This is a genomic window from Stagnihabitans tardus (assembly GCF_009925085.1).
Taxonomy (GTDB): domain Bacteria; phylum Pseudomonadota; class Alphaproteobacteria; order Rhodobacterales; family Rhodobacteraceae; genus Stagnihabitans; species Stagnihabitans tardus.
Map to the genome: position 1 here is coordinate 139983 of NZ_JAABNR010000007.1, position 23852 is coordinate 163834.

20 protein-coding genes are annotated in these 23852 nt (G+C 67.1%); 11 read left to right on the forward strand and 9 right to left on the reverse strand.

The window, feature by feature from the left end; translation table 11 throughout:
- The 5 genes from GV832_RS09285 to GV832_RS09305 are packed head-to-tail and all read right to left on the reverse strand — an operon-like array spanning nucleotide 1 to nucleotide 6003.
- Entirely contained in the window at nucleotides 1-954 is a 954-nt protein-coding gene (locus GV832_RS09285; RefSeq protein ID WP_168774574.1) for a sugar-binding transcriptional regulator, read from the reverse strand.
- Nucleotides 954-2057 carry an iron-containing alcohol dehydrogenase gene (locus GV832_RS09290; RefSeq protein ID WP_168774575.1) on the reverse strand — a complete coding sequence of 368 codons (1104 nt, stop codon included), beginning with the start codon at nucleotides 2055-2057 and terminating at the stop codon, nucleotides 954-956. The genes GV832_RS09285 and GV832_RS09290 overlap by 1 nt, the downstream gene beginning before the upstream one ends.
- The gene (locus GV832_RS09295; protein ID WP_168774576.1) at nucleotides 2054-2986 is read right to left on the reverse strand and encodes a TIM barrel protein; all 933 of its coding nucleotides are present in this window, start codon (nucleotides 2984-2986) and stop codon (nucleotides 2054-2056) included. The genes GV832_RS09290 and GV832_RS09295 overlap by 4 nt, the downstream gene beginning before the upstream one ends.
- Nucleotides 2986-4461 carry a glycerol-3-phosphate dehydrogenase gene (locus GV832_RS09300; protein ID WP_168774577.1) on the reverse strand — a complete coding sequence of 492 codons (1476 nt, stop codon included), beginning with the start codon at nucleotides 4459-4461 and terminating at the stop codon, nucleotides 2986-2988. The genes GV832_RS09295 and GV832_RS09300 overlap by 1 nt, the downstream gene beginning before the upstream one ends.
- Before the next feature lie 3 nt (nucleotides 4462-4464).
- Nucleotides 4465-6003, reverse strand: a complete 1539-nt coding sequence (locus tag GV832_RS09305) for an FGGY-family carbohydrate kinase (protein ID WP_168774578.1) — start codon at nucleotides 6001-6003, stop codon at nucleotides 4465-4467.
- A gap of 500 nt (nucleotides 6004-6503) precedes the next feature.
- Between GV832_RS09305 and GV832_RS09310 the strand changes: the two genes are divergently transcribed.
- The 7 genes from GV832_RS09310 (at nucleotide 6504) to GV832_RS09340 (ending at nucleotide 14733) form a co-directional block, all read left to right on the forward strand.
- Nucleotides 6504-7142 carry a DUF2291 family protein gene (locus GV832_RS09310; RefSeq protein WP_168774579.1) on the forward strand — a complete coding sequence of 213 codons (639 nt, stop codon included), beginning with the start codon at nucleotides 6504-6506 and terminating at the stop codon, nucleotides 7140-7142.
- Nucleotides 7139-8641, forward strand: a complete 1503-nt coding sequence (locus GV832_RS09315; RefSeq protein ID WP_168774580.1) for a sugar ABC transporter ATP-binding protein — start codon at nucleotides 7139-7141, stop codon at nucleotides 8639-8641. Before GV832_RS09310 ends, GV832_RS09315 begins: the two co-directional genes overlap by 4 nt.
- Nucleotides 8642-8649: 8 nt before the next feature.
- On the forward strand, nucleotides 8650-9651 hold the full coding sequence (locus GV832_RS09320) for an ABC transporter permease (protein ID WP_168774581.1): 1002 nt from the start codon (nucleotides 8650-8652) through the stop codon (nucleotides 9649-9651).
- 47 nt (nucleotides 9652-9698) lie between these two features.
- Nucleotides 9699-10643 (forward strand): D-ribose ABC transporter substrate-binding protein, encoded by a 945-nt coding sequence (locus GV832_RS09325; protein WP_168774582.1) that lies wholly within the window; start codon nucleotides 9699-9701, stop codon nucleotides 10641-10643.
- 102 nt (nucleotides 10644-10745) lie between these two features.
- A complete protein-coding gene (locus tag GV832_RS09330; protein WP_168774583.1) occupies nucleotides 10746-11573 on the forward strand; it encodes a DeoR/GlpR family DNA-binding transcription regulator in 828 nt (275 codons plus the stop codon).
- Nucleotides 11574-11663: 90 nt separating this feature from the next.
- Nucleotides 11664-13127 carry an FGGY-family carbohydrate kinase gene (locus GV832_RS09335; RefSeq protein ID WP_168774584.1) on the forward strand — a complete coding sequence of 488 codons (1464 nt, stop codon included), beginning with the start codon at nucleotides 11664-11666 and terminating at the stop codon, nucleotides 13125-13127.
- The gene (locus GV832_RS09340) at nucleotides 13120-14733 is read left to right on the forward strand and encodes a glycerol-3-phosphate dehydrogenase/oxidase (RefSeq protein WP_168774585.1); all 1614 of its coding nucleotides are present in this window, start codon (nucleotides 13120-13122) and stop codon (nucleotides 14731-14733) included. Before GV832_RS09335 ends, GV832_RS09340 begins: the two co-directional genes overlap by 8 nt.
- Here the strand turns inward: GV832_RS09340 and GV832_RS09345 are convergent.
- Genes GV832_RS09345 through GV832_RS09360 form a run of 4 tightly spaced genes read right to left on the reverse strand, consistent with a single transcriptional unit; the run spans nucleotide 14730 to nucleotide 19407 of the window.
- The gene (locus tag GV832_RS09345; RefSeq protein WP_168774586.1) at nucleotides 14730-16136 is read right to left on the reverse strand and encodes an FGGY-family carbohydrate kinase; all 1407 of its coding nucleotides are present in this window, start codon (nucleotides 16134-16136) and stop codon (nucleotides 14730-14732) included. The genes GV832_RS09340 and GV832_RS09345 overlap by 4 nt on opposite strands.
- Nucleotides 16133-17083 carry a transketolase family protein gene (locus GV832_RS09350; protein WP_168774587.1) on the reverse strand — a complete coding sequence of 317 codons (951 nt, stop codon included), beginning with the start codon at nucleotides 17081-17083 and terminating at the stop codon, nucleotides 16133-16135. Before GV832_RS09350 ends, GV832_RS09345 begins: the two co-directional genes overlap by 4 nt.
- A complete protein-coding gene (locus GV832_RS09355) occupies nucleotides 17083-17895 on the reverse strand; it encodes a transketolase (RefSeq protein ID WP_227754327.1) in 813 nt (270 codons plus the stop codon). The genes GV832_RS09350 and GV832_RS09355 overlap by 1 nt, the downstream gene beginning before the upstream one ends.
- Nucleotides 17896-17949: 54 nt before the next feature.
- On the reverse strand, nucleotides 17950-19407 hold the full coding sequence (locus tag GV832_RS09360; protein ID WP_168774588.1) for an L-fucose/L-arabinose isomerase family protein: 1458 nt from the start codon (nucleotides 19405-19407) through the stop codon (nucleotides 17950-17952).
- A 270-nt stretch (nucleotides 19408-19677) separates the two neighbouring features.
- Here GV832_RS09360 and GV832_RS09365 point away from each other — a divergent pair, with 270 nt between their 5' ends.
- The 4 genes from GV832_RS09365 to GV832_RS09380 are packed head-to-tail and all read left to right on the forward strand — an operon-like array spanning nucleotide 19678 to nucleotide 23830.
- A complete protein-coding gene (locus tag GV832_RS09365) occupies nucleotides 19678-20610 on the forward strand; it encodes a D-ribose ABC transporter substrate-binding protein (protein WP_168774589.1) in 933 nt (310 codons plus the stop codon).
- Between the two features lie 51 nt (nucleotides 20611-20661).
- Nucleotides 20662-21267 carry a DUF2291 family protein gene (locus tag GV832_RS09370; RefSeq protein ID WP_168774590.1) on the forward strand — a complete coding sequence of 202 codons (606 nt, stop codon included), beginning with the start codon at nucleotides 20662-20664 and terminating at the stop codon, nucleotides 21265-21267.
- Complete coding sequence (locus tag GV832_RS09375; RefSeq protein ID WP_168774591.1) at nucleotides 21264-22763, forward strand: sugar ABC transporter ATP-binding protein; 1500 nt, start codon at nucleotides 21264-21266, stop codon at nucleotides 22761-22763. Before GV832_RS09370 ends, GV832_RS09375 begins: the two co-directional genes overlap by 4 nt.
- Nucleotides 22760-23830 (forward strand): ABC transporter permease, encoded by a 1071-nt coding sequence (locus GV832_RS09380; protein WP_168774592.1) that lies wholly within the window; start codon nucleotides 22760-22762, stop codon nucleotides 23828-23830. Before GV832_RS09375 ends, GV832_RS09380 begins: the two co-directional genes overlap by 4 nt.
- Nucleotides 23831-23852: the final 22 nt, after the last annotated feature.

The window sequence follows — 23852 nt, forward strand, 5'->3', positions numbered from 1 at the left end:
TCATGTCGGGGGCGCCAGAAGGGCGCGGGCCGTGGTCTCGTCGGTGATCAGCCCCATGAGCCGCCCGCTGGAGAGGATCGCCCTCAGCGCCCCCGTCTTGCCGGGGCCGCCGGCGATGGCGACGATGCGGCTTTGGCGCGGGGCATCGAGCGTGGTGGCGAGCGTGCGCCGGGTAAGGGCCGTGGTCAGCACATGGCCGTGCTCGTCGAAGAAATGGCCCAGCATCTCGGCCACGCCGCCCTCGGCCCGGATCGCAGCCAGCTCTCCGGCGCCGATCATCCCCGAGGTCACCAGCTGCGCATCGCGTTCCACCGTGCCCACGCCCACCAGTTTCAGGCTCGCTTCCTCGGTCAGGGCGAAGAGGTCGGCGACCCCGGGTTGGCTCAGGAGGACCGCGCGGTCCTCGACCGAATTGGCATAGAAGGGCACGGGCAGGATATGGGCCTGGGCGCCGCAGGTCTCGGCGATCCGGTACATGACGTCATGCGGGTTGGCGGCATAGGACCGCGTGAGCCCGCCCAGCAGCGAGACGAAGCGCAGCCCCGGCGCCTCGGTGCGCGGCAGTTGGCGGACAGCGGCCAGGAGCGTGCGGCCGTGGGAGAGGCCGATGACCTGGTGGGCGCCCGATTCGATGGCGCGGCGCAGGTAATCCGCCCCGGCCTGGCCCAAAGCCCGCAGCGGCAGGTCGGTTTCGCCAAGGTCGGGGGCCACTTCGCAGGTCGTCAGGCCAAAGCGGGCGCAAAGCGCCGCCTCCAGGCTCGCGCAATCCGCAGCCTTGCCGGTGATCGAGACCCGGACCACGCCCTCGGCCACGGCGCGGGCGATCAGGCGATGGGCCTTGACCGAGGGCACTTGCAGGCGCCTTGCGACCTCGGCCTGGGTCAGGCCGCCGACGTAATGCAGCCAGGCGGCGCGGATCGAGAGGTCCTGTTCGGGGTCGGGACGCTGGGCCATCAGCGCGCGCCCTCCATCAGGGCAAGCAGGTCCTCACGCGACAGCGCCACGGGGTTGGCCTTCATCGAGGAGGAGGTCGCGGCCATCTCCGCCGCCATCTCCCGCATCTCCTCCGTGATGCCAAGCGCATCGAGGCCCCGAAGCCCCTGGGCCCGCGCCCAGGCATCCAGCCCGCCGGGGTGGCAGCTTGCGATCATGGCCTTGACCTGCGTCAGCCGGTCGGTCGCGGCCCTTGCGGCGTTCATCGCAAGCCCCGGCACCAGAAGCGCCCCGCAGATCGCGCCATGCGCCGCGCCCGAGAGGCCCCCAAGTGGCCCCGCCAGCCCATGGACCACCCCCAGCCCGGCATTGGCCAGGGCCAGCCCGCCACAGAGCGAGACAAAGGCCATCTCGTCGCGGGCCCCAGGGTCCTCGGCCTCCATCAGCCGTCGCAGCGCCAAAAGACCGCGCGGGATGGCGTCACGGCAAAGCGCATCGGTCAGGGGATTGGCGCGGGTGGAAACGAAGGGCTCGATGACCTGCGTGATCGCATCGAGGCCCGAGGCGAGCGTCACCCCCCTGGGACAGCCATCCGTCAAGCCCGGATCCACCACGGCCAGCCGCGGCAGCATCCGCGCATCGCGAAGCGAGACCTTGCGCCGCGCCGAGGCCACCTGGATCACCGCATTGCGCGTCACCTCCCCCGTGCCCGCCGTGGTGGGGATGGCGGCAAAGGGCAGGGGAGCGGCCTCCAGCGGGCGGCCCTCGCCTACGACCTCCAGGTGGCGCAGGGCGCCCGAGGGCGCGGGGATCAGGGCAGCCAGCGCTTTTCCAGCATCGATCACCGCCCCGCCACCGATGGCCACCACCGCCTCGATCCCGGCCTCCCGGGCCCGCGCGACCCAGGCCTCGATCACCGCCAGCTCCGGCTCTTCCGATATGGCGACCGGCAGCGCGGGGCGCAGGGCCTCGATGGCCCGAGCCACGCTTCCCCCCCGCGCCAAGGCCCCGGCGCCATGCACGACCATCAGCCGCCCCCAGGAGGCCAGCTCCGGCACGGCGCGCAAAGCCTCGCCCCGGCCAAAGCGGATCTCGGTGGACGTGGCGAAGGCAAAGGGCATCATATCTTCAAGTCCCTCGCGCCTGTGTCGATGAAGGGCGCCCAGAAGGCAATGCTTTCGGCGATCTGGGGGATGACCTGGCGGTCATTGGGCTCGCGCTCCTTGAACGAGAGCTCGAGGCAGATCTCGTTGTCCTGCGCCCCCCCCTCGGCCAGGGCCTGCAACAGAGGCTCGGGCTGCACCCGCCCCTTGGCGTTGAACTCCGCCGTAAAGGGCCGGTGACCGCCCTTGTCCAACAGGCTCTGCTTGATATGGATGATCGGAGAGACCTTCGGCACCGCCCGCGCCCAGGCATAGGGGTCGAGGTCCTCCGGATTGGGGCTCGTCACATCGCCATGGTCGATATCGGCCATCATCCACATCGGGATGGCCATATCGGCGGAGGTCAGCCGCGCCTGCAGGGCCAGGGCGGCCGCAATCGTCTCGCCGAACTCACGGCCGATGCTCATCGGCTCCCAGAAGACATGGGTAAGCCCCGCCGCGCGACCATGTTCCGCCACCTCCGCCCAGGCGTCGATGGCGATGCGGACCAGGTCTTCCCGGCGCGCGGCGTCGTCGTAATCGCGGTAGGTCAGAATCGCGAATTGCGTGCCGACCGAGGTGCCGCCCAACTCGCCGATGATATCGGCAAAGGTCTTGAACCAGTCGATATAATACCGCCGCACCTCCGGGTCCGGGTGGCCGAAATGGTTGAGCCGCCCGTAAGGCCCCGTCATCCCGCTTGTCACCCTGACCCCGGTGCGCCCCAGCGCCGCCCCCATCTGCCGCGTCAGCCGCCGGATCACCGGGGCGGGCCAAGAGGGGTTGATGAACTCATGGGTCAGCTGCAGGTCGCGCAGGCGCAGGTCGCGCGCCACAGTCTCGACCAGGTCATCCGGGTCGGCAAAGCGGTTCACCAGGGGATTGGTGTTCAAGGACAGGGTCAGGGCCATCAGGCGACCTCTTGGAAGGTTTGGGCGAACCAGTCCGAGAAAGCGACCTTTTCGGCCTCGGTCAAGTGCAGGTAATGCTTGGTGCGGCGCGTCAGGACATCCTCGGCCGTCATGGCCCATTCGCGGGCCACAAGGTAGCGCGCCTCGGCCTCGTAGAGCTGGCCGCCGAAGTGACGGCCCAGGGGCGCCCCCAGGATCTCCCGCGTCCTGGTGCCATAGCGCCGCGCCAGGTGCAGGATCAGCGCGCGGTCGACCTTGGGAAACTCGTCGCGCAAGGTGTTGATGAAGCTCTCGAAATCCGCCCCCGGCATCTCGCCGCCGGGCAGGGGGGCCCTGGCCGTCCAATCCGGCCCCATCTGGGGAAAGACCCCCTTCAACCGGTGAAGCCCCCGTTCGGCCAGCTCCCGGAAGGTGGTGATCTTGCCGCCGAAGACATTCAGCATCGGCACGCCGCCGGTCTCGTCGAGGTCGAAGACATAGTCCCGCGTCACCGCCGAGGGATTGCCCTTGCCGTCGTCGAAGAGCGGCCGGACCCCCGAGAAGCTGTGCAGCACATCCGAGGGCCGCAGCTTTTCCTTGAAATAGCGGTTTACCGCCTTCAGCAGGTAATCGACCTCGGTCTCGGCGATGGCCACGTCCTCGGCCCGGCCCTCCCAGGGGATATCGGTCGTGCCGATCAGGGCCATGTCGCCCTCATAGGGGTTGATGAAGATCACGCGCTTGTCGTGGTTCTGCACGAGGTAAGCATTCTGCCCCTCCCACCACTTCTTGACGATGATATGCGAGCCCTTGACCAAGCGGACACCCCGCGAGGAGTTCGACCCCGCCACCCGCCCGATGATATCCGAAACCCAGGGCCCCGCTGCATTGACGATGCATTTGGCGCGGTGGGTCCGCTCGCCATGGGGACCCTTGGTCACGATGGTCCAGGCGCCATCCTCGCGCCGGGCCGAAGTGACCGCCGACCGGGTCAGCACCTCGGCGCCCTTTTCCGCCGCCCCAAGCGCGTTCAGCACCACGAGCCGGGCGTCATCCACCCAGCAGTCGGAGTATTCGAAACCCTTGGTATAGGCGGGCAGCACCGCCGCCCCCTCGGGGGCGCGGCGCAGGTCAAGGGTCCGCGTCCCGGGCAGCTTCTTGCGGCCGCCCAGGTGGTCATAGAGAAACAGCCCCAGCCGCACGAGCCAGGCCGGCCGGTCCTGCGGCGAATGCGGCAGGACAAAGCGCATGGGCCAGATGATATGGGGGGCGGCGGCGAGAAGGATTTCCCGCTCGATCAGGGCCTCACGCACCAGCCGGAATTCGTAATATTCCAGGTAGCGCAGCCCGCCATGGACCAGCTTCCCCGAACGGGAAGAGGTGCCCTGTGCAAGGTCGTCCTTCTCGGCCAGGGCGACCTTGAGCCCCCGCCCCGCGGCGTCCCGGGCGATCCCCGCGCCATTGATCCCGCCACCGATGACGAACAGGTCCAGCATCGCTTACTCCCTTGCGCTCAGCGCGTCCCAGGCGGGCACGAGCCCCCGGCGCGCGGCGCCATAGGCCTTGAAGAGCCCATCATAGGTTGAAATCAGCCCCGCATCCGGCGCCTCGGGCGCGCCCAGAAGCGGCGTCACCCAGTCGGCGATGCAGGCCTCCATCGAGGGATAGGCCCCGATCGCCACGGCGGCCATCATCGCAGCCCCCGCCGCGCCAGCCTCCTCGCGGGCCGAGACCCGGACCGGCGCATGGGCGCAGGCCGACAGCACCGCCCGCAAGCCCCGGGACCGTGCCGCGCCGCCTGTCAGGCGCAGCTCGGAAGGCAGGGGGCCCATGGCGGCATAGCAATCGCGCAGCGCCATCCCCAGCCCCTCGACCACCGCCCGCACCAGGTCGGGGTAGCCGTGGCTCTGCGTCAGTCCCACGAAGCCCGCCCGCGCCTTGGCCGAAACGAAAGGCCCGCGCTCTCCGGCCTCGGAGATATAGGGCAGGTAAACGATCTGCCCCGGCTCCGTCGCCGCCAGCCACCTCTCGATATGGCCCACGAGGTCACGGTGGCTGGCGGGATGGCCCATGTCCGTCAGAAGCCCGGCCCCCATGTTCAGAACCCAATCGAGGTTCAGCGTGGCGGCCATGTTCGTCTGGACCTGGGTGACGATGCCGGGAATGGGCAGGGCGATGACATAGCCCGTGCCCTCGGCGTTCAGGTGGACATCCTCGGCCCGGACCGCGCGCATATGGACGCCGGTGGACCCCACGGTCGAGCAGGCGACATTCTCGCCTCCGCCGTAGACCCCGGCGCCCAAGGCCGTCATCGCCATGTCGACATAGGCCAAGGAGACGGGCGTGCCCGGGCGCAGGCCCGTGAGGGCGGCGGCCTCGGGCGTCATTGGATGGGTTTCCTGGCTGCCGTCCAGGATCGGCGGCAGGAGGGCGCGGCGATGCGAAAGCCCAAGCGCCGCGATGACGCCGTCGTCATAGGCCCTGGTGCGGAAATCGGCAAAGGTGAAGCCCGCCTCGGAGGGGTCGGTGGCGCGCACCCCGGTCAGGTTCAGATAAAGCCAGTCCTTGCAATGCAAGGCGACCTCGGCCCGGTTCAGGAGGTCGGGGTGAAAGCGGTCCATATGGGCCATCTGCGCGCCCATCTGGCAGGTGTTGAGCCCGGTGCCCGTGGTCTCGAAGCGCCTGCGGTTCCCCGACAGGCGATCCACCGTCGGCGCGGCGCGGGCGTCGAGCCAGAGCCAGGCCGGGGCCACGGGCCCATCGCGGCCCACAAGCCAGGTCCCGTCGCCCTGCGCCGTCACCGACAGGGCGGCCGTGCGGGCGGCGAGCCCCGGAACCTGCGCGCCAAGCGCCCGCAGCGCCGCGGCGCAATCCTCCCAGGTGCGGACCATGTCCTGCGTGACGGCGCCCCCCGCGCCCACGTCATAGCGGTTGGGAATCGCGGAGACCGCGACTTGGTTGCCCGCAAGGTCGAAGGCCACGGCCTTCAGGACCGAGGTCCCGGCGTCGATGCCGATCACCAACTCTGTCTCTGCCATGGCTCCCCCCTTGGTCTCGTGCCTTTTATCACCACAAAGATAACATGAGAAATGAAATTCTTTACGGACATCGCGATTTATTTCAGCTAAACTCGACAAGGTCAATCCCGGTGAGGGGTCTTGCCCCGGCGCGCCGGGGGCTTGCCCCCTTTGGGTCGCGCCTTGCCCGCCTTGGCGGCTCTCGGGCGGAAATCTCAGGTTTTGCAGGTCTTTCTCGTCGGAATCGCCCGTCTTTCGGGAGTTTTTCCAGCGGCGTCCCGGCTTTTGCTTCGTGCGCGGGGCGGGGGTCCTGGGACGACTCGCCCAGAAGTCTTTGCGGGGCGTCCACTGGAATCTCGGCGCAAAATATAACTCACTTGACTTTACAGATAACACGAAGATACCACTGTCTCGTCCAGACCGGAGGAGGAACCGGGCGGGCAGGGGGGAATCGGGGAAGCGGGCCTTGGGCCTGACGCCGTCTTCTGCGCGCCAAGGCCTCGTGAATGCGGGAGCCGCCCATGACCACGTCGCCTCAACCCAAGACCCGTCGCCGCCTTCTCGTGGCAGGCGTCGTCGTGGCGGTGCTGGCGGGGATCGCGCTGGATACGACCGTGGTCGAGACGGGGTCGGAACATGACACCCGCGTCCAGGCATTCAACCCCGACGCTTACGGCACCGAGACCTTCCCCGCGATCCGCGAGGCGATCCTGGCCAAGGCGGTCCCCGCGACCGAACTGGCCCCCGCCGTCCTGGCCGATCCCAAGGCGGCGGTGGCGAAATACGGGACCGCTTCGACCACCGGGGCGATCTTTGCGGTTAGCTTCACGGCCACAGTGGGCAACGGCAAATCCGGCATCTATGGCCTGACGGTGGAGGGCCTGCCCGCCGATATCAAGCTGCGCATCCAGACCGGGCCTGCGATCAACGACACGGTCCTGCGCGATGCGCCCGGCACCATCGAATTCGGCGCCTTCAAGAACCAGATCGAGTATCAGGACGCGGGCGCCGCCATCAACCGGGCGATGAAGGCCGCCGTGCTGGACGGGATCGATACGGCCAACCTGACCGGCAAGACCATCGAAGTCACCGGCGCCTTCCGCATGGGCGGCAATCCGAAGAACTGGTTCATCACCCCCGCCGCCCTGGTGGTGAAATGACCCAAGACGTCGTCCTCGCCGCCCGCAACGTCGCCAAGTCCTATGGCGCGGTCAACGCGCTGAAAGGGGTGAATTTCGACATTCACCGGGGGCAGGTGACCACGCTCTTCGGCGAGAATGGCGCGGGGAAATCCACGCTGATGAAGATCCTCTCGGGCGTCATCCAGCCGACCTCTGGCGAGATCATTCTGGACGGCCAAGCCATCACCTTCGACAACGCCAGCCATGCGCGGGCGCGGGGCATCTCGATCATCCACCAGGAGCTGAGCCTCGCCCCCAATCTCTCCGTCCGCGACAATATCTTCATGGGCCGCGAGATCCGCGGCCCCATGGGCGTCGATTTCGCCGAGGAGACCCGGCAGGCCCAAGCGCTGATGGCGGAGCTGGAGCAGGACATCGACCCCGCCACCCCCGTGGGCGCTTTGCGGCTTGGCCAGCAGCAGATCGTGGAGATCGCACGCGCCCTCTCGGTCGACAGCCGCATCCTGATCATGGACGAGCCCACCTCTGCGCTTTCGGCCTCGGAGGTCGAGGTTCTCTTCAAGGTGATCCGCGACCTGACGGCCAAAGGCGTCTCCATCGTCTATATCTCGCATCACCTGGAGGAAGCGCTGCAGATCACCCATCACGCGGTGGTCCTGCGCGATGGCACGATGACGGCCTATGCGCCGCGCGCCGAGATAGACCTGAACTGGATCGTCCGCAACATGGTGGGCGAGAATTATGACCTCGGGAGCCCGCCGGAGGTGACCTTCGGGGCAGAGGCCCTGACGGTGGAGGGGCTGACGCTCCCGGGCGCGGGCTTCAACCTGGTCGATAACCTGTCGCTTTCGGTGCGCAAGGGCGAGATCGTCTGCATCTATGGGCTGATGGGGGCGGGGCGGACGGAACTGCTTGAAACCATCGCCGGGCGGCTTCGCCCCTCGGCGGGGCGGATCCTGCTTGAGGGCGCCGAGATGGGCGCGCTCTCCATTGCGGAACGCATCGAGACCGGCCTGGCCCTGGTGCCCGAAGACCGTCAGCGCGATGGGCTCGTGCAGACCATGTCGGTGGGGCAGAACCTGTCGCTGGCCTCGATCCTGAGCTTCACGCGGGGGCTTTTCACCTCGCGCAGGGCCGAGGCTGCGATCATCGACAGCTCGATCAAGCGGGTGACGGTCAAGACATCGGGCCCGGCCGCGCCCATCGGGTCGCTGTCGGGCGGCAACCAGCAAAAGGTGGTCATCGGCAAGATGATGGCGACCAACCCCCGAGTGCTGCTGCTGGACGAACCAAGTCGCGGCATCGACATCGGCGCCAAGGCCGAGGTCTTCCGGCTTCTGGCCGAGGGCGCGCGGCAGGGGCTGGCCGTGGTCTATTCGACCTCCGAGGTCGGGGAATGCCTCTCCATCGCCCATCGCATCATCGTCATGCGCAAGGGCCGCATCGTGGCCGAGTTCGGCCCCGAGACCACGAAAGAAGAGATCATGGCCGCATCTGGCGAAGCCAAGGCCGCGTGAGGGAAGACATGTCGCAGAAATCCAATTCCGTCGCCCGGCTGCTTCTGGAGGCCCGCGCCTTCCTCGCGCTGATCGTCATCGTGGCGGTGTTTTCCTGGCTCTCGCCCAATTACTTCACCGTCTCGAACTTCCTGGTGATGGCCTCCCATGTGGCGATCTATGGCATCCTCGCCATCGGGATGCTTCTGGTGATCCTGACCGGCGGGATCGACCTCTCGGTGGGCTCGGTCCTCGCTTTCTGCGGGGTCATGGCGGGGGCCATGATGCAGGGGATCGAGCTCGGGACCTCGGTCTATTACATGCCGGTCTGGGGCGTCGTGGTCCTGACCTTGGCCATCGGAGGCCTGATCGGCGCGGTCAATGGCGTCTTGGTGGCCTTCTTCCGGGTGCCGGCCTTCGTGGCCACCCTGGGCGTCATGTATGTGGCGCGGGGCCTGGGGCTCTTGCAGACCAACGGGCTGACCTACAACAACCTGGCGGGCAAGCCCGAGCTCGGGAACACCGGTTTCGACTGGCTGGGCTTCAACCGGGTCGAGGGCGTGCCGATCTCGGTCGTGGTCCTCGTCGTCCTGGCGGTGATCTTTGCCGTGACGCTCGCGCGGTCGGCCTTTGGGCGCTGGCTTTATGCGACGGGTGGCAATGCGCGGGCGGCCGACCTTTCGGGCGTGCCGGTGACCTTCGTGCTGCTGACCGTCTACACGCTCTCGGGCATCCTGGCGGCGGTGGCGGGGCTGGTTCTGTCCAGCCAGCTGACCTCGGCGGGCCCCACGGCGGGGAACTCTTATGAACTGACCGCCATCGCGGCGGTGGTCGTCGGCGGCGCGGCCCTTTCGGGCGGGCGCGGCACGGTGCAGGGCACGATGCTCGGCGCCTTCGTCATCGGCTTTCTGGCCGATGGCTTGGTGATCGTCGGCGTCTCGCCCTATTGGCAGACGGTCTTCACCGGGGCGGTCATCGTCCTGGCCGTCTTGATGAATTCGCTGGGCAATGGCTCGGCGCGTGGGCGGTGATCCCGTCCGAATACCCGAAGAAACTCAACATCCAACGGAGGAATGACATGTTGAAGACCACCAAGATGCTGCTTGCAGCCGCTGCCACGACCGCGCTCATGGCGGGCGCTTCCTGGGCCGAGGGGCTCATCACCATCATCGTGACCGACCCCGCCAACCCCTATTGGCTGACCGAGGGCAATGTCGCCAAGGCCACCGCCGAGTCCATGGGCTATACCGCCAATCTCTCGGCCCACAAGGGCGATACCAACGTCGAATCCCAGATGATCGACACCGCCATCACCAACAAGTCGGTGGCCATCATCCTCGACCCGGCCAATGCGGATGGGTCCATCGGTGCGGTCAAGAAGGCCGTCGATGCGGGCATCCCGGTCTTCCTGGTGAATGCCGAAATCAACCAGGAGGGCCTGGCCAAGGCGCAGCTCGTGTCGAACAACGCCCAAGGTGCGGCGCTGGGTGCCGAGGCCTGGGTGGCGGCGATGGGCGAGAAGGGCTCTTATGTCGAGCTCTTCGGCAACCCGGCCGACAACAATGCCGCGACCCGCTCGAACGGCTATACGACCGTCATCGGCCAGTATCCGGACCTGGTCCAGGCCGGCAAGGAAGTCGCGAACTGGGACCGCACCCAGGGCTACCAGAAGATGCAGTCGCTTCTGCAGGCCAACCCCGATATCACCGGCGTGATCTCGGGCAATGACGAGATGGCCCTGGGCGCCATTGCCGCGCTGAAGGAAGCGGGCAAGCTCGGCAATGTGAAGGTCGGCGGCTTCGACGGTTCGCCCGATGCGGTGGCCGCGGTTGCCGCGGGCGAGATGGAATACACCGTCCTGCAGCCCGTCGCGGTCTTTGCCGCCGAAGCCGTCAAGCAGGCCGACAGCTTCATCAAGACCGGCTCGACCGGGGCTGCGAGCGAAAAGCAGCTCTTCGACTGCAAGCTGATCACCAAGGACAACGTGGACAAGTATACCGCGCCCTTCACGCTGTCGGAATAAGCGGCACCCGTTCGAAAAAGGCTCTGAGGGGGCGCGCTCCCCGCCCCCCCTTGCCAATCCTGTTCCCCGGGCCATCATGGTCCGGGGAAGAGTGAGGAAACCATGAACGACATAAGATCCGAAGAGGACCTGCCCTCGGACAGCCGATCCGCCCGCCAGCAGGCGCGCCGCCAGCTGATGGCCGAGGCGGTGATGGCCGAAGGCGCCATGCGGATCGAGGACCTGGTCGAACGTTTCGGGATTTCCCTGATGACCGCGCATCGCGACCTGGACGAGCTGGTCTCGCGCGGGGTTCTGCGCAAGACGCGGGGGATCGTCTCGGCCGCGCCGACCTCGCTGATCGAGGCCTCCGACGTCTACCGATCCACCCGCCAGGCGGCGGAGAAGCGCGCGATTGCGGCCCATGCCGCGCAATATGTCGAACCGGGGCAGGCGGTGTTTTTCGACGACAGCACGACCGTGTTGCAGATGGTGCCCTGGTTGCCCGCAAGGGTGCCTTTGACCGCGATCACCAACAGTTTGATCCTGATGGGAGAGCTGAAGTCGGTGACCGATGTGACGATCCTGGGGCTTGGCGGGCAGTTCCACAATTGGTGCAACGCTTTCATGGGGCCTATGACCACGGCCGAGATCCGGCGTCTGCGCGCCGACAGGGTCTTCCTGTCGATGTCGGCGATTGCCGATGACATGGTCTTTCACCAAAGCCCCGAGATGGCCGAGACGAAAAGGGCGATGTTCGACAGCGCGTCGATGCGGATCCTTTTGGCCGACCATTCGAAATTCGACCGCAGGGCTTTGTATTCCATGGGCCATCTGCGCGAATTCGACCTGGTCATCGTGGATGACGCGCTGCCTGCCTCCCGCGTCGAGGACATGCGCGCGCGCGGCATCAAGGTCGAGGTCGCCCGGAGCCCGAAAACCAGCCCGTGACCCGGGTTTCGCAGAGCCAGGGTCCCTCCTTCTCCCCGCCGCCCCGGGCTTGACCCGGGGCCTCGACCCGAAAATGCCACGGAAGCCAGAATGCCCCTGATCATCGGTATCGACTGCGGATTGACCGTCACCAAGGCGGTGGTCTTCGACGAGCGCGGTCGGGTGCTGGCCACGGCGCGGCGCCCCTCGCAGCAGTTGAAACCCCAGGCGCGGCATGTCGAACGCGACATGGACCAGCTTTGGCAGGCCTGTGCGGGGGTAATCTCCGAGTCCTTGGCGGCCTCTGGCCACCCGGCCTCGGAGGTGGCTGCGGTCGCAGCCACGGCGCATGGCGACGGGGTCTATCTTTTGGACCGCGCGGGGCGGCCCAATGGCCCGGGGATCCTCTCGCTGGACAGCCGCGCGGTGGAGGTGGTCGAGGGATGGGAGGCGGATGGGACGTCGGAAGCCGCGCTGCATCTGACCGGTCAAAAGCCCCATGCCTCCGCCCCCTCGGCGCTTCTGGCCTGGATGGCGCGCCACCAGCCGGAGCGGCTCGCGGCGACGGGCCATGTCCTGACCTGCAAGGACTGGCTGACTTTTTGCCTGACGGGCCGGATCGGCACCGACCGGACCGAGGCCTCGACCTCTTTCACCGATGTGAAGACCCAGGGCTATAACCCCGATATCCAAAGGCTTTTCGGCCTGGACCTGGACTTGCCCGAGATCGCCCCCTGCGAGGCGGTGGTGGGCGATGTCACGCCTCAGGCCGCGCGGATGACGGGGCTTTTGCCCGGCACCCCGGTCGTGGCGGGGCTGCATGACGTGACGGCCAGCGCCCTGGGGATCGGCGGCCATGCCCAGGGCGTGATTGCCGTCGTCGCGGGCACCTATTCGATCAACGAGACGGTCACCTCCACCCCGCGCACCGATGCCCGCTGGTTCTGCCGCAACGCGATCCGGCCCGGAGAATGGCATCCCATGGCGATCTCCCCGGCCTCGGCGGCCAATTACGACTGGTTCCTCGACCATTTCACCCTGCGCGGCCCCGATATCCATGCCACGCTCGCCCCCGAAATCGCGGCGGCCCTTGCCCGGCCGTCCTCCGCCTTCTTCCACCCCTATCTCTTCGGCTCGCCCCATGGCGGCCGGGCCTCGGCCGGGTTCTTCGGGCTCCACGGCTGGCACGACCGGGGCGACATGTTGCGTGCCGTGCTGGAGGGCATCGCCTTCAACCACCGGCTTCATGTCGAGGCGCTGCAAGAGGCCTTTCCCTCGCGCGAGATCCGCCTGACCGGGGGGATTTCCCGCAACCCCAGGATCGCCCAGCTCTTCGCCGATGCCCTGGGGCTCCCCGTGACGGTGACCGAGACCGAGGAGGCCGCCGCCTGGGGGGCCGCCCTTTGCGCGGGGGCGGGGGCTGGCCTCTGGCCCACGCCTTTCGACGACCCGCGCGACCTGGGCGGCAAGACCTACCGCCCGGAGCAGGACCTGACCCGTCGCTATCGCCTGCACGCGGACCTCGTGCAGGCCCTGGCGCCCCTCTGGCCGCGATTGGAGGCCGAGGATGTCTGACCATTTCGACGTCATCATCATCGGGGCGGGCGTCAACGGCGCGGGGCTTTTCCGCGACCTCTGCGAGCAGGGGGTGAAATGCCTGATCCTGGACAAGGGGGACTGGGGTTCGGGGACCTCTGCGGCGCCCTCAAGGCTGATCCATGGCGGGATCAAATACCTCGAGACCGGCGAATTCCGCCTCGTCGCCCAATCGACGCTGGAGCGGAACCTGCTTCTGAAGAACGCCCCCCATGCGGTGCTGCCCCTGCCCACCGTCATCCCGATCTTCAGCTGGCTCAAGGGGATAGGGGCCGCCCTGCGCACGCTGATGGGGTCCACCACGGCGCCGCGCCAAAGGGGCGCCGTGCTGATGAAGATTGGCCTCTGGCTCTATGACTTTTACGGCGCGCGCGAGCGCATCATGCCGCGCCACCAGATGTGGAGCCGCGCCCGGGCCCTGCGCGAGCTGCCCCTGACCCCGCGCATCAAGGCGGCGGGGCTCTACTATGACGCCCGCATCGCCATGCCCGAGCGGCTGGTCTGGGAGCTGGTCGCCGACGGTTTGCGCGCCAATCCGACCTCGCGGGCGCTGTCCCATGCCAGTTTCCGGCGCGAGGGGCCGGGCCTGCGGGTCTGGAACGAGGAGACGAACCAGGATGTGGCCTCTTGCCTGATGGTCAATGCGGCCGGGCCCTGGATCGACCAGGTGAACCGCGCGCTTGGCATCGAGGGGCGGCTCATTGGCGGCACCAAGGGGGCGCATCTTCTGTTGGATCATCCCGCTCTGGTCAAGGCGCTGGCGGGCCGCATGGTCTATTTCGAGGCCGATGACGGACGGATTTGCCTGGTTTATGAACATCTTGGCCGGGTCATGTTGGGCTCGACCGATATCCGCGCCGATGACCCCGATGCGCTGACGGTCTCGGATGCCGAGGCCGATTACCTCCTGGGCGCCGTGGCCAGCCTTTTCCCGGACCTCGGCCCGGGCCGCGTGGTCCATGCCTATTCCGGCCTGCGCCCCTTGCCCTATTCCGAGGGCACCCAGGCCGGGCTGATCTCGCGCGATCATTCCGCGCCGGTGGCCGAACCGCAAGGCGACCGCGCCTTTCCGGTGATCTCGCTCGTGGGCGGCAAATGGACGACCTTCCGCGGCTTTGCCGAGGAGGTGGCGGACCTGGTCCTGAAGCGGCTGGGGATGAACCGGCGGATCTCGACGCGGGCCATGGCGATTGGAGGCGGGCGGGACTTTCCGGCGGATGCGGGGGCTTGGGCCGCGGCCCAGCCCGTGGCGCGGGAGCGGGCGCTGGAGCTTTTGGCGCGCTATGGCGCGACCGGCGCCCAGGTGGCCGAGGCCGAGGCCAGGGGCGCGCGGGGGATCGTCGATGCGCCGGACTTCACCGATGCAGAGATCGCCTGGATCACGGCGCATGAACGCGTCCTGCGGCTGGAGGATATCGTCCTGCGCCGCACGCCCCTGGCCATCACGGGCCGGGTGACCGAGGCCATGCTGGCAGACCTCGCGCGCGTTGCGGGCGGGGTCAGGTTCTGGTCCCCGGAGCGGCAGGCCGAAGAGGTCGCGGCGGTGAAGGAGACCCTCACCCGCCGCCACCGCTGGAGCTTCTAGGCGCGGGCCTTGCGCAGGGCGCCTGCCCAAAGCGCGCGGTCCGGGCCTGGGTCTCGCGCGGGGGAGAAGGTCTGGCCCTCTCCGCCCAGGGGGAGCGTCACGCCAAAATGGGTAAAGGCCATGGCGGCGGCGCCCAGGGCACCCACCTCCTCCACCGCGCTTTGCGTGACGGGGCGGGCGAGGAAATCGGCCTGCCTTTGCATGAGGAACCCATTCCCCGAGGCGCCGCCATCGGCACGGAGGCCTTCGAGCCTGCCGCCATCGGCCTCCATCGCGGCGAAGACATCGGCGATCTGATGGGCCACGGCCTCGATCGCCGCGCGGGCCAAGTGGGCGCGGGTCGTGCCATGGGTCATCCCCGTGATGGTGCCCCGCGCCTGATCATCCCAATGCGGCGCGCCAAGCCCCGCAAGCGCCGGGACAAAGACCACGCCGCCGGTATCGGGCACGGTCTCGGCCAGGGTGGAGACTTCGGCCGCCGAGCCCAGGCCCAGGATGCCGCCCATGAAGGAGACCGCCTGGGCCGAGACGGTGATATTGCCCTCCAAGGCATGGGCGGTGCCGTGCCGACCCGTCCAGGCAATGGTGCCGGAAAGCCCATGGGAGGAGGCCACACGCCCTGGCGTCAGGGTCATCAGCGAAGACCCCGTGCCATAGGTCGCCTTCACGGTCCCCGGCGCCCGGACCCCATGGCCGTAAAGTGCTGCATGGCTGTCGCCCATCATGGCCAGCACGGGGATCCCCTCGGGCGTCTGGCCAAAGCGGCTGTCCGAGGGGCGGGGCTCGGGCAGGCAGGCAGTGGAGGCGCCGAAGAGGGCGGCGAGGTCGTCGGAGAAGGTCAGGCTGCGCGTGTCGAAAAGCTGCGTGCGCGAGGCGTTGGAATGGTCGGTCGCAAAGGCTCCGGTCAGGTTGAAGAGGAGCCAGGCGTCGACCGTCCCCGCGCAAAGGCGGCCCTGGGAGAGGAGGGGCTTCGCCTCGGGGATGTTCTCCAGCACCCAGGCGAGTTTTCCGGCGGGGAAGAGCGGGTTGATGCCAAGGCCGGTGGCCGCGATGACCTTTGCGTCATGGCCATCGGCGATCAGCCATGCCGAGGCCTCGGCCGTGCGGCGGCATTGCCAGATGGGCGCGGGGCAGAGGGGGGTGCCGGTCTTGCGGTCCCAGACCACCAGGGTCTCGCGCTGGTTGGCGATGGCGATGCCATCTGGGCGGCCATGGGGGGCGAGGTCGGCGATGACCTTTTGCACCGAGGCCCAGATGGCTTGGGCCGATTGCTCGGCCCAACCGGGATGCGGGTATTCGGTCGTCAGGGGGGCGGAGGCGCGGGCGAGGATCGCCCCCGTCTCATCCACCAGGATGGCCTTGGTGTTGGTCGTGCCCTGGTCGATGGCGAGGATGCGGGTCATTTCCGCGCCACCGCACGGCGGGCCGCCGCCTTGATGCCCGCGACCGTCAGGCCGGAACGCGCGAACAGATGCGCCAGGTCGCCCGTGGGTTGGAAGCCGTCGAAGCCCAGGCGCTCGACCGGGACGGGTTTGTGAGAGGCGGTGAACTCCGCCACCGCACCGCCAAGACCACCGCGCAGATGCGCCTCTTCGACGGTGACGATGGCCCCGGTTTTCGAGGCTTCGTGCAGCGCCGCCTCATCAAGCGGGTTGATCGTGTGCATGTTCAGGACCCTTGCCGAGAGGCCCTCGGAGGCAAGCTCCTCCGCCGCCGTCATGGCCAGGTGAACCACCGTGCCGCAGGCGATGAGCGTGACGTCGCTGCCCTGCCGGGCGAGGGTCGCGCGGCCGGGGGTGAAGACGCGGCCAGGGATCTCCAGCGCGGGAACCGGCATGCGGGAGAGGCGGATATAGACGGGCCCCTCATGGGCGGCGGCCCAGCGGATGGCCTGTTCGACCTCCCAAGGATCGGCGGGGACGATGAGGGTGATGTTCTTCAAGGGCCGGAGCCAAGCGAAGTCCTCGATGGAATGGTGGGTCGGCCCAAGCTCGGCATAGGCCACGCCGGAGCTTTGGCCCACCAGCTTGACGTTGAACCCCGCGTAAGAGACATCGGCCTTGACCTGCTCCAGCGCGCGCCCCGTCAGGAAACACGAGGCCGCCGAGACGAAGGGGACCTGGCCTCCGTTTGCCAGGCCCGCGCCGACGCCGACCATGACCTGTTCGGCGATGCCGACATTGATCAGCCTTTCGGGATAGGCCTTCTGGAAAGCGCCGAGTTTTGACGACCCCACCGAGTCATTCACCACGGCGCAGATGCGGGGGTCTTGGGCCGCGAGGTCGCAAAGCGTCTTCACCCAGGCATCGCGGCAGTCGTAAAGGCCCGCTTTTTCAACAGCATGCGACATCAGACCAACTCCGCCATGGCTTGCGCAAATTCCGCGTCATTCGGCACGCCATGGTGCCATTTCGCGACATTCTCCATGAAGGAGACGCCCTTGCCCTTGACCGTATTGGCGATGATGCAGCGGGGGCGGTCCCCCTTCGCGGTCAGCGCGCCCAGAAGCGCCGAGACGTCATGGCCATCGACCATCTGGACCTCAAACCCAAAGGCCTCATACTTCTTGTCCAAGGGGTCCAGCCCCGAGGTCTCCTCCGTCCCCGCGCCCTGCTGAAGCCGGTTGCGGTCGATGATCAGCGTCAGGTTGGCCAGCCGCCGGTGGCCCGCCACCATCGCGGCCTCCCAGTTGGAGCCCTCTTGCTGCTCGCCATCGCCGGTCAGGACATAGGTGCGGTAGTCGCGGCCCGTGATCTGGCCCGCAATGGCGATCCCCAAAGCCACGGGGAAGCCGTGACCCAGGGGCCCGGTGTTGGTCTCGACCCCCGGGACATAGTTGCGGTTGGGGTGGCCGTTCAGCGGGCTGCCGTTTTGCATATAGCTGGGCAGCCAATCCTCGGGGAAGTAGCCCGCCGCACACAGCGCGGTATAGATCGCCCCCGTCGCATGGCCCTTGGACATGATGAAACGGTCGCGATCCTCCCAAGCTGGCCGCGCGGGATCATGGCGCATCACGCCGAAGTACAGCGTCGCCAGGATGTCGGTGGCCGAGAAATCGCCGCCCGGATGGCCCAGTTGGGCGCGGTGGACCATGGTGAAGGCGGTGCGCCGCATCCAGAGCGCGCGCGCCCGGATCAGCGGGATGGGGTCGTTTTGCATCATGACTTCCTTTGGCGACGTTGCGCCGGGGGGGCCTTTGGCCCCCCGGTTCCGGGATCAAAGGCGGAAAAGCTGGGGTTCCGGCTCGCCGCCATGGTGATAGATCGGCCAGCCGAGATAGCGGATCACCGCCTCTTCGACGACCTGGGCATGCTGGCCGCGCACCATGGCGACATGGTGCTCGAAGCCGTTTTGCGTCACGAACTTCATCAGCTTGCGCAGGCCAGCGACCCGCGTTGTGGCAATGCCGCCATCCATGGGGAAGGGGTGGTCGGTGAACTCTCCCTCGCCGAGGTAGCATTTCAGCGTGCCCTTGGAATCATCCGAGGACAGGCGGAAATAGGTCATCTCGCCGGGCTTCACCTTGCCCTTGACCGCGCCGAAGCATTTCGACCGCCCGATGGTTTCGCCCAGAACATCGAGCTCGCCAATCTCGGGCGTGTCGCCGATGAAGGACTTGGGGAAGTTGCCGCAATGGGTGGCGACGCAGAGGTCCTTTTCATAGGCGTAGTTGTTGTTCCAATCGAGAAGCGCAGGCGGCGCGCCCGAGGCGAGCGCCAGGGCATACATCGAGACCGCGCCCATGATGTCGACCTCGCAGGCCGAGGGCGAAAGCTCTTCGCCCAGCATCGACATGGTGACGCAGGTGGCGCAGCCGAAATTGTCCTGCAGGCTCCGCCAGCACTGGATGGCCGAGGCGTCGCAGCCGTTCTCCTCGATCCAGCGGTTGACGGCGAGTGTCCACTTGGCCTGGGTCGCAATCTGTTTTTCGGTGATATGGGCGGGAATCGCGCCATAGGCCCGGATCCGCGCCATCTTGGCCAGAAGTGCGGGCTCGTCGTCGCGGATCGCCCCCGCCGCCCCCATCATCTCGGAGAGGTCGACCGTCACCACCGTCATCCCCGAGGCCTGGAGGAGCTTCTCGCTGTAGCGCATGGTCTGGAAAGCCCCGGTCCTGGCCCCGATCGAGCCCAGCCTTGCGGTGCGCAAGCCCTTGACCGTGCGGCAGATCCGGCCAAAGCGGTCGAGATCGGCGCGGAACTCCTCCCCCCAGACATCGGAGGTATGCGAGGTCGTCTCGGTGAAGGGCACGCCATATTGGTAGAAGTTGTTCGACACCGAAATCTTGCCGCAAAAGGCATCGCGGCGGGATTTCACATCCACCCGCGTCGGGCTGTCGTTCGAGGCCTGCAAGAGGATCGGCACGTTCAGCTTCGCGCGGTTGACCAGTTCGACCACCGCGATCTCGTCGCCGAAATTGGGCAGGCAGATGACCAGGCCGTCGATCTCGTCGGCGTGACGGCGGAAGAGGGCGGCATATTGCTCGGCATCGGCGAGGCTTTGCACCGCGCCATTGGCGGTCGCCTCATAGGGCAGGATCACCGATTTGATCCCCAGCCCCTCCAGCTGGGCCAGCACCTGGATGCGCGCATCCTTGCAGGGCGTGGGGCTGAAAAAAGCCCGGCTGCCGATCACCACGCCCAAGGTCGTCGGGCGGAACATCCGACCTGTCATTCTGGTCCTCCTCCTTACGAAAGCTTTCGTATGCTTTCGATTGGCTGCGATTGTAGGCATCCATCTGCCGCATTGCAAGCCATCTTGCGCGGCGCTTCCCCCGGGGTCTTACCCTGTCTTTCTTAATCTTTTCTTCTTGGCGGCCCTGGGCAAGCGCTTTTCGCAGCCTTCCGTCAAATCGGAATCATTTGACGAAATCCGAAAGTAAGTGATAGCAAAAATGACGGCGAACGAAACGATTCGCTGTCAATCGCTAGGGAGGATATGCGAATGAACCTGAAGCGCCGGCTTCTTCTGACTGTCATGGCGGGGGCCTTGGCCCTGCCGTCCTTTGCCCAGGCCGCCGATACCATCGCCATCATCACGCCGAGCCCGGACAATCCCTTCTTCAAGGCCGAGGCCGATGGCGCTGCCGCCAAGGCCAAGGAACTGGGCTACGAGGTCATGGTCCTGGTCCATGACGACGACGCCAACAAGCAAAACGAACTGATCGACAGCGCCATCGCGGCGGGGGTCAAGGCCATCATCCTCGACAACGCCGGCGCCGATGCCTCGGTGGCGGCGGTGCAGAAGGCCAAGGATGCGGGCATCCCCTCTTTCCTGATCGACCGCGAGATCACGGCTTCGGGCGTGGCGGTCTCCCAGATCGTGTCGAACAACTACCAGGGCGCTCAGTTGGGTGCCGAGGAGTTCGTGCGCCTGATGGGCGAGACGGGCGAATATGCCGAGCTGACCGGCAAGGAAAGCGACACCAATGCGGGCATCCGGTCCAAGGGCTATCACGATGTGATCGACCAGTATCCGGACATGAAGATGGTGGCGCAACAGACCGCCAACTGGTCGCAGACCGAAGGCTACGCGGTCATGGAATCGATGCTGCAGGCCAATCCGGGCATCAAGGGCGTGATCGCGGGCAATGACACGATGGCCATGGGCGCCTGGGCGGCTTTGGAGGCTGCGGGGCGGACCGATGTCGTGGTCATGGGCTTTGACGGGTCCAACGACGTGCGGGATTCGATCCTGAAGGGCGGCATCAAGGGCACGGTCCTGCAACCGGCCTATGCCCAGGCGCAGATGGCGGTCGAACAGGCCGACAAGTTCCTGAAAACCGGCTCCACCGGGGTCGAGGAAAAGCAGCTGATGGATTGCGTCCTGATCACGGCCGAAAACGCCGCGCAGCTGGAAACCTTCGCGCTGAAGTGACAACGGCACGGCCCGGGGGAGACCCTGGGCCGGACCCAAGGGGGGGCAAGCATGAAACATCTGTCACGGGGCCTGGCCTGCGGGCTGGCCCTTTTGGCGCTTGGCGGCTGCAAGATCGTCAAGACGGAAAAGGCCACGGGCATCGACCCGGATGTGGCCTTGATCGCGGGCATCGTGGAGGAGAGCTTCGGCTCCAAGCTGGTGCCCCTGGTCTCGGAACAGGCGGTCGAGGCCAAGGGCGTCTTGCCGCTGGGGGACCTGGGCGCCACGGGGGCCAAGAAGGGCGCGGGCGAGGGGGGCTCCTGGACCTTGGCCATCAAGGGCGCGGGGGTCGTGGTGTCCGAGGACCGCAAGTCGCGGGCGGGCAAGGTGAACCTGGACGTGACGGGCGATGGGGTGGCGGATCTGACGCTGCAGCTGGGGCCCGTGGTCAAAGGCACGGCGTTGCGCGACATCGCGCCGTTTTATGACTTCACCGCCTTCCGCGACCAGATCCAGTTTGCGGCGCTCGGCCGGGCCTTGAACGACCGCGCGGTGGGGGCTCTGACCCTGCCCGAGGTTCTGGTGGGCAAGACCCTGGCCTTCGAGGGCGTCTTCCAGGTGCAAAAGCCCAAGGACCCGGTGCTGGTCGTCCCCCTGAAGGCGGAGGTCCAATGATCGGTCTTTCCATCCGCGGCGGGGTCAAGGTCTATCCCGGCACCCGCGCCTTGAAGGGCGTCGATTTCGACTTGCATATGGGCGCGGTCAATGTCCTGGTCGGCGAAAACGGCGCCGGGAAATCCACGCTGATGAAGGTCATCGCGGGGGTCGAAAGCCTCACCGAGGGCCGGATCGAGATGGGCGGAAAGCCCGTCGTCTTCCGCTCGAAAGAGGACGCGGTCAAGGCGGGCATCGGCATCGTCTTCCAGGAGCTGAACCTCTTTCCCAACCTGACGGTCGCCGAGAATATCTTCATCGGCCGCGAACCGAGGCGGCTTGGTCTCGACATCGACGCGGGCGCCCAGATTGCCGCCACCCGTGCCCTGATGGCGCGGCTCGAGCAAAAGATCGACCCCGAGACGCCCTTGGAAAACCTCAAGGTCGGCCAGCAGCAGATCGTCGAGATCGCCAAGGCGCTCGCCCAGGACGCCAGGATCCTCATCCTGGACGAGCCGACCTCGGCCCTGTCGGGCGCCGAGGTCGAGGTGCTCTTCCGCCTCATCGACGACCTGAAGGCGCAAGGGGTGGGCATCGTCTATATCTCGCATAGGCTGGACGAGCTGATCCGGGTGGGCGATTACATCACCGTCCTGCGCGACGGAGAGATCACCGGGGCGCGGGGCATGGAGGGGGTGGATATCCCCTGGATCGTGCGCGCCATGATCGGCGACAAGACCCGCGAATTCCCCCGCACCTCCAAGGCCGCCTTTGGCCCGGAGGTCTTTCGCGCCGAATCCATCCGCATGGCGCGGGCGGGCGGCTTTGCGGTGGACGGGGTCTCCTTCAGCCTGAAAAAGGGCGAGATCCTGGGGCTTTACGGGCTGATGGGGGCAGGGCGGACAGAGCTTGTCGAGTGCATCATGGCCCAGCACCCCCACACGGGCCGCTTCTTCATCGAGGGCCAGCCCCTGACCGGCGATGTCGCCACCCGCATCGCCAAGGGCGTCGCCCTGATCCCCGAGGACCGCAAGCGCGACGGCCTCGTCCAGATCATGGCCATCCGCGAGAACCTGACGCTCTCCGCCCTGAAAAGCTTCGCGCGCGGCTTTCACCTCAGCCTGCGGGCCGAGGCCGCAAAGGCGGCCGACTTCATCAAGCGCCTGACCGTCAAGGTGGCGAGCCCCGAGAACCCCGTCTCCTCCCTGTCGGGCGGCAACCAGCAAAAGGTCGTCATCGGCAAGGCCCTGATGACCGGGCCCAAGGTGCTGTTGATGGACGAACCCTCGCGCGGGATCGACATCGGCGCCAAGGCCGAGGTCTTCCGCACCATGCGCGACCTCGCCGCCCAGGGCCTCGCCATCCTTTTCGTCACCTCCGACCTCGACGAGGTCATGGCGCTGTCGGACCGCATCCTGGTGATGACCGAGGGCCGCATCGCCGGGGAGTTCCCCGGCACCGCCCCGGCAGCCCGGATCATCGCCGCAGCCAGCCCCAAACATCCGGAGATATCATGAGCCTCGCCATGACCCGCCCCAATGGCGGCCAGACCGCCCTTCTGACCCTCTTGCGCGCAAGGACCTTCGTCGCGCTGATCCTGGTCTTCGGCTTTTTCGCGGTGCAGGCGCCGAATTTCCTGACGCCCGAGAACATGGTCATCATCACCAAACACGTCGCGCTGAACGCATTCCTCGCCATCGGCATGACCTTCGTCATCATCACCGGGGGGATCGACCTCTCGGTGGGCTCGACCGTGGGGCTTTCGGCCATGGTGGCGGGGGGGCTGGTGCTTTACGGCATCGACCCCGGCTTCGGCCTGATGGATTTGGGTTGGTCGATCCAGTTCAACACACTGGAGATCGCGGGGCTTACCTGCCTCGTGGGCATCTTCATCGGCGCGGTCAATGGCTGGCTGATCACCCGGGCGGGCGTCGCGCCCTTCATCGCCACGCTCGGCACCATGTATATCGCAAGGGGAGCGGCGCTTTTGTCCTCGGAGGGGCGAACCTTTCCGAACCTTTCCGGCAATGTGGACTATGGCTCGCAGAGCTTCGCCTGGATCGGCTCGGGCGCGATCCTGGGGGTGCCCTTTCCGATCTGGGCGCTGGCCGTGGTGGCGGCTCTGGCGGCCTATGCCTCGCGCCGCACGACGCTGGGGCGCTATATCTATGCGGTGGGCGGCAATGAGCGGGGGGCGGCGCTCTCGGGCGTCAGGGTCAACCGGGTCAAGATGGCGGTCTATGTCTTTTCGGGCCTTTGCGCCTCGATCGTCGGGCTGATCATCGCGAGCCAGCTTCAGGCCTCTCACCCCGCGACCGGGGAGAGCTTCGAGATGAACGCCATCGCCGCGGCGGTCCTGGGCGGGACCTCGATGTCGGGCGGGCGGGGCAGGGTGGGCGGCACGCTGATCGGCGCCTTCGTCATCGGCATCCTGTCGGATGGGCTGATCATGATGGGCGTCTCGGCCTTTTGGCAGACCGTGATCAAGGGCGTGGTCATCATCGCCGCCGTGGTGGTCGACCAGGCGCAAAGCCGTCTTCAGGCGCGGGTGGCGCTGGCGCAAGAGGCGCAAGCCGGGCGGTAAGGCTGGACGGCGCAGGCCAATC

Coding starts and splice junctions, on each gene's coding strand:
- GV832_RS09315 (WP_168774580.1), top strand. CDS start 7,139: ATGACCCAAGACGTCGTCCTCGCCGCCCGCAACGTCGCCAAGTCCTAT.
- GV832_RS09300 (WP_168774577.1), bottom strand. CDS start 4,461: ATGCTGGACCTGTTCGTCATCGGTGGCGGGATCAATGGCGCGGGGATC.
- GV832_RS09350 (WP_168774587.1), bottom strand. CDS start 17,083: ATGTCGCATGCTGTTGAAAAAGCGGGCCTTTACGACTGCCGCGATGCC.
- GV832_RS09290 (WP_168774575.1), bottom strand. CDS start 2,057: ATGATGCCCTTTGCCTTCGCCACGTCCACCGAGATCCGCTTTGGCCGG.
- GV832_RS09335 (WP_168774584.1), top strand. CDS start 11,664: ATGCCCCTGATCATCGGTATCGACTGCGGATTGACCGTCACCAAGGCG.
- GV832_RS09380 (WP_168774592.1), top strand. CDS start 22,760: ATGAGCCTCGCCATGACCCGCCCCAATGGCGGCCAGACCGCCCTTCTG.
- GV832_RS09355 (WP_227754327.1), bottom strand. CDS start 17,895: ATGATGCAAAACGACCCCATCCCGCTGATCCGGGCGCGCGCGCTCTGG.
- GV832_RS09340 (WP_168774585.1), top strand. CDS start 13,120: ATGTCTGACCATTTCGACGTCATCATCATCGGGGCGGGCGTCAACGGC.
- GV832_RS09325 (WP_168774582.1), top strand. CDS start 9,699: ATGTTGAAGACCACCAAGATGCTGCTTGCAGCCGCTGCCACGACCGCG.
- GV832_RS09310 (WP_168774579.1), top strand. CDS start 6,504: ATGACCACGTCGCCTCAACCCAAGACCCGTCGCCGCCTTCTCGTGGCA.
- GV832_RS09285 (WP_168774574.1), bottom strand. CDS start 954: ATGGCCCAGCGTCCCGACCCCGAACAGGACCTCTCGATCCGCGCCGCC.
- GV832_RS09330 (WP_168774583.1), top strand. CDS start 10,746: ATGAACGACATAAGATCCGAAGAGGACCTGCCCTCGGACAGCCGATCC.
- GV832_RS09305 (WP_168774578.1), bottom strand. CDS start 6,003: ATGGCAGAGACAGAGTTGGTGATCGGCATCGACGCCGGGACCTCGGTC.
- GV832_RS09345 (WP_168774586.1), bottom strand. CDS start 16,136: ATGACCCGCATCCTCGCCATCGACCAGGGCACGACCAACACCAAGGCC.
- GV832_RS09370 (WP_168774590.1), top strand. CDS start 20,662: ATGAAACATCTGTCACGGGGCCTGGCCTGCGGGCTGGCCCTTTTGGCG.
- GV832_RS09360 (WP_168774588.1), bottom strand. CDS start 19,407: ATGACAGGTCGGATGTTCCGCCCGACGACCTTGGGCGTGGTGATCGGC.
- GV832_RS09295 (WP_168774576.1), bottom strand. CDS start 2,986: ATGGCCCTGACCCTGTCCTTGAACACCAATCCCCTGGTGAACCGCTTT.
- GV832_RS09365 (WP_168774589.1), top strand. CDS start 19,678: ATGAACCTGAAGCGCCGGCTTCTTCTGACTGTCATGGCGGGGGCCTTG.
- GV832_RS09320 (WP_168774581.1), top strand. CDS start 8,650: ATGTCGCAGAAATCCAATTCCGTCGCCCGGCTGCTTCTGGAGGCCCGC.
- GV832_RS09375 (WP_168774591.1), top strand. CDS start 21,264: ATGATCGGTCTTTCCATCCGCGGCGGGGTCAAGGTCTATCCCGGCACC.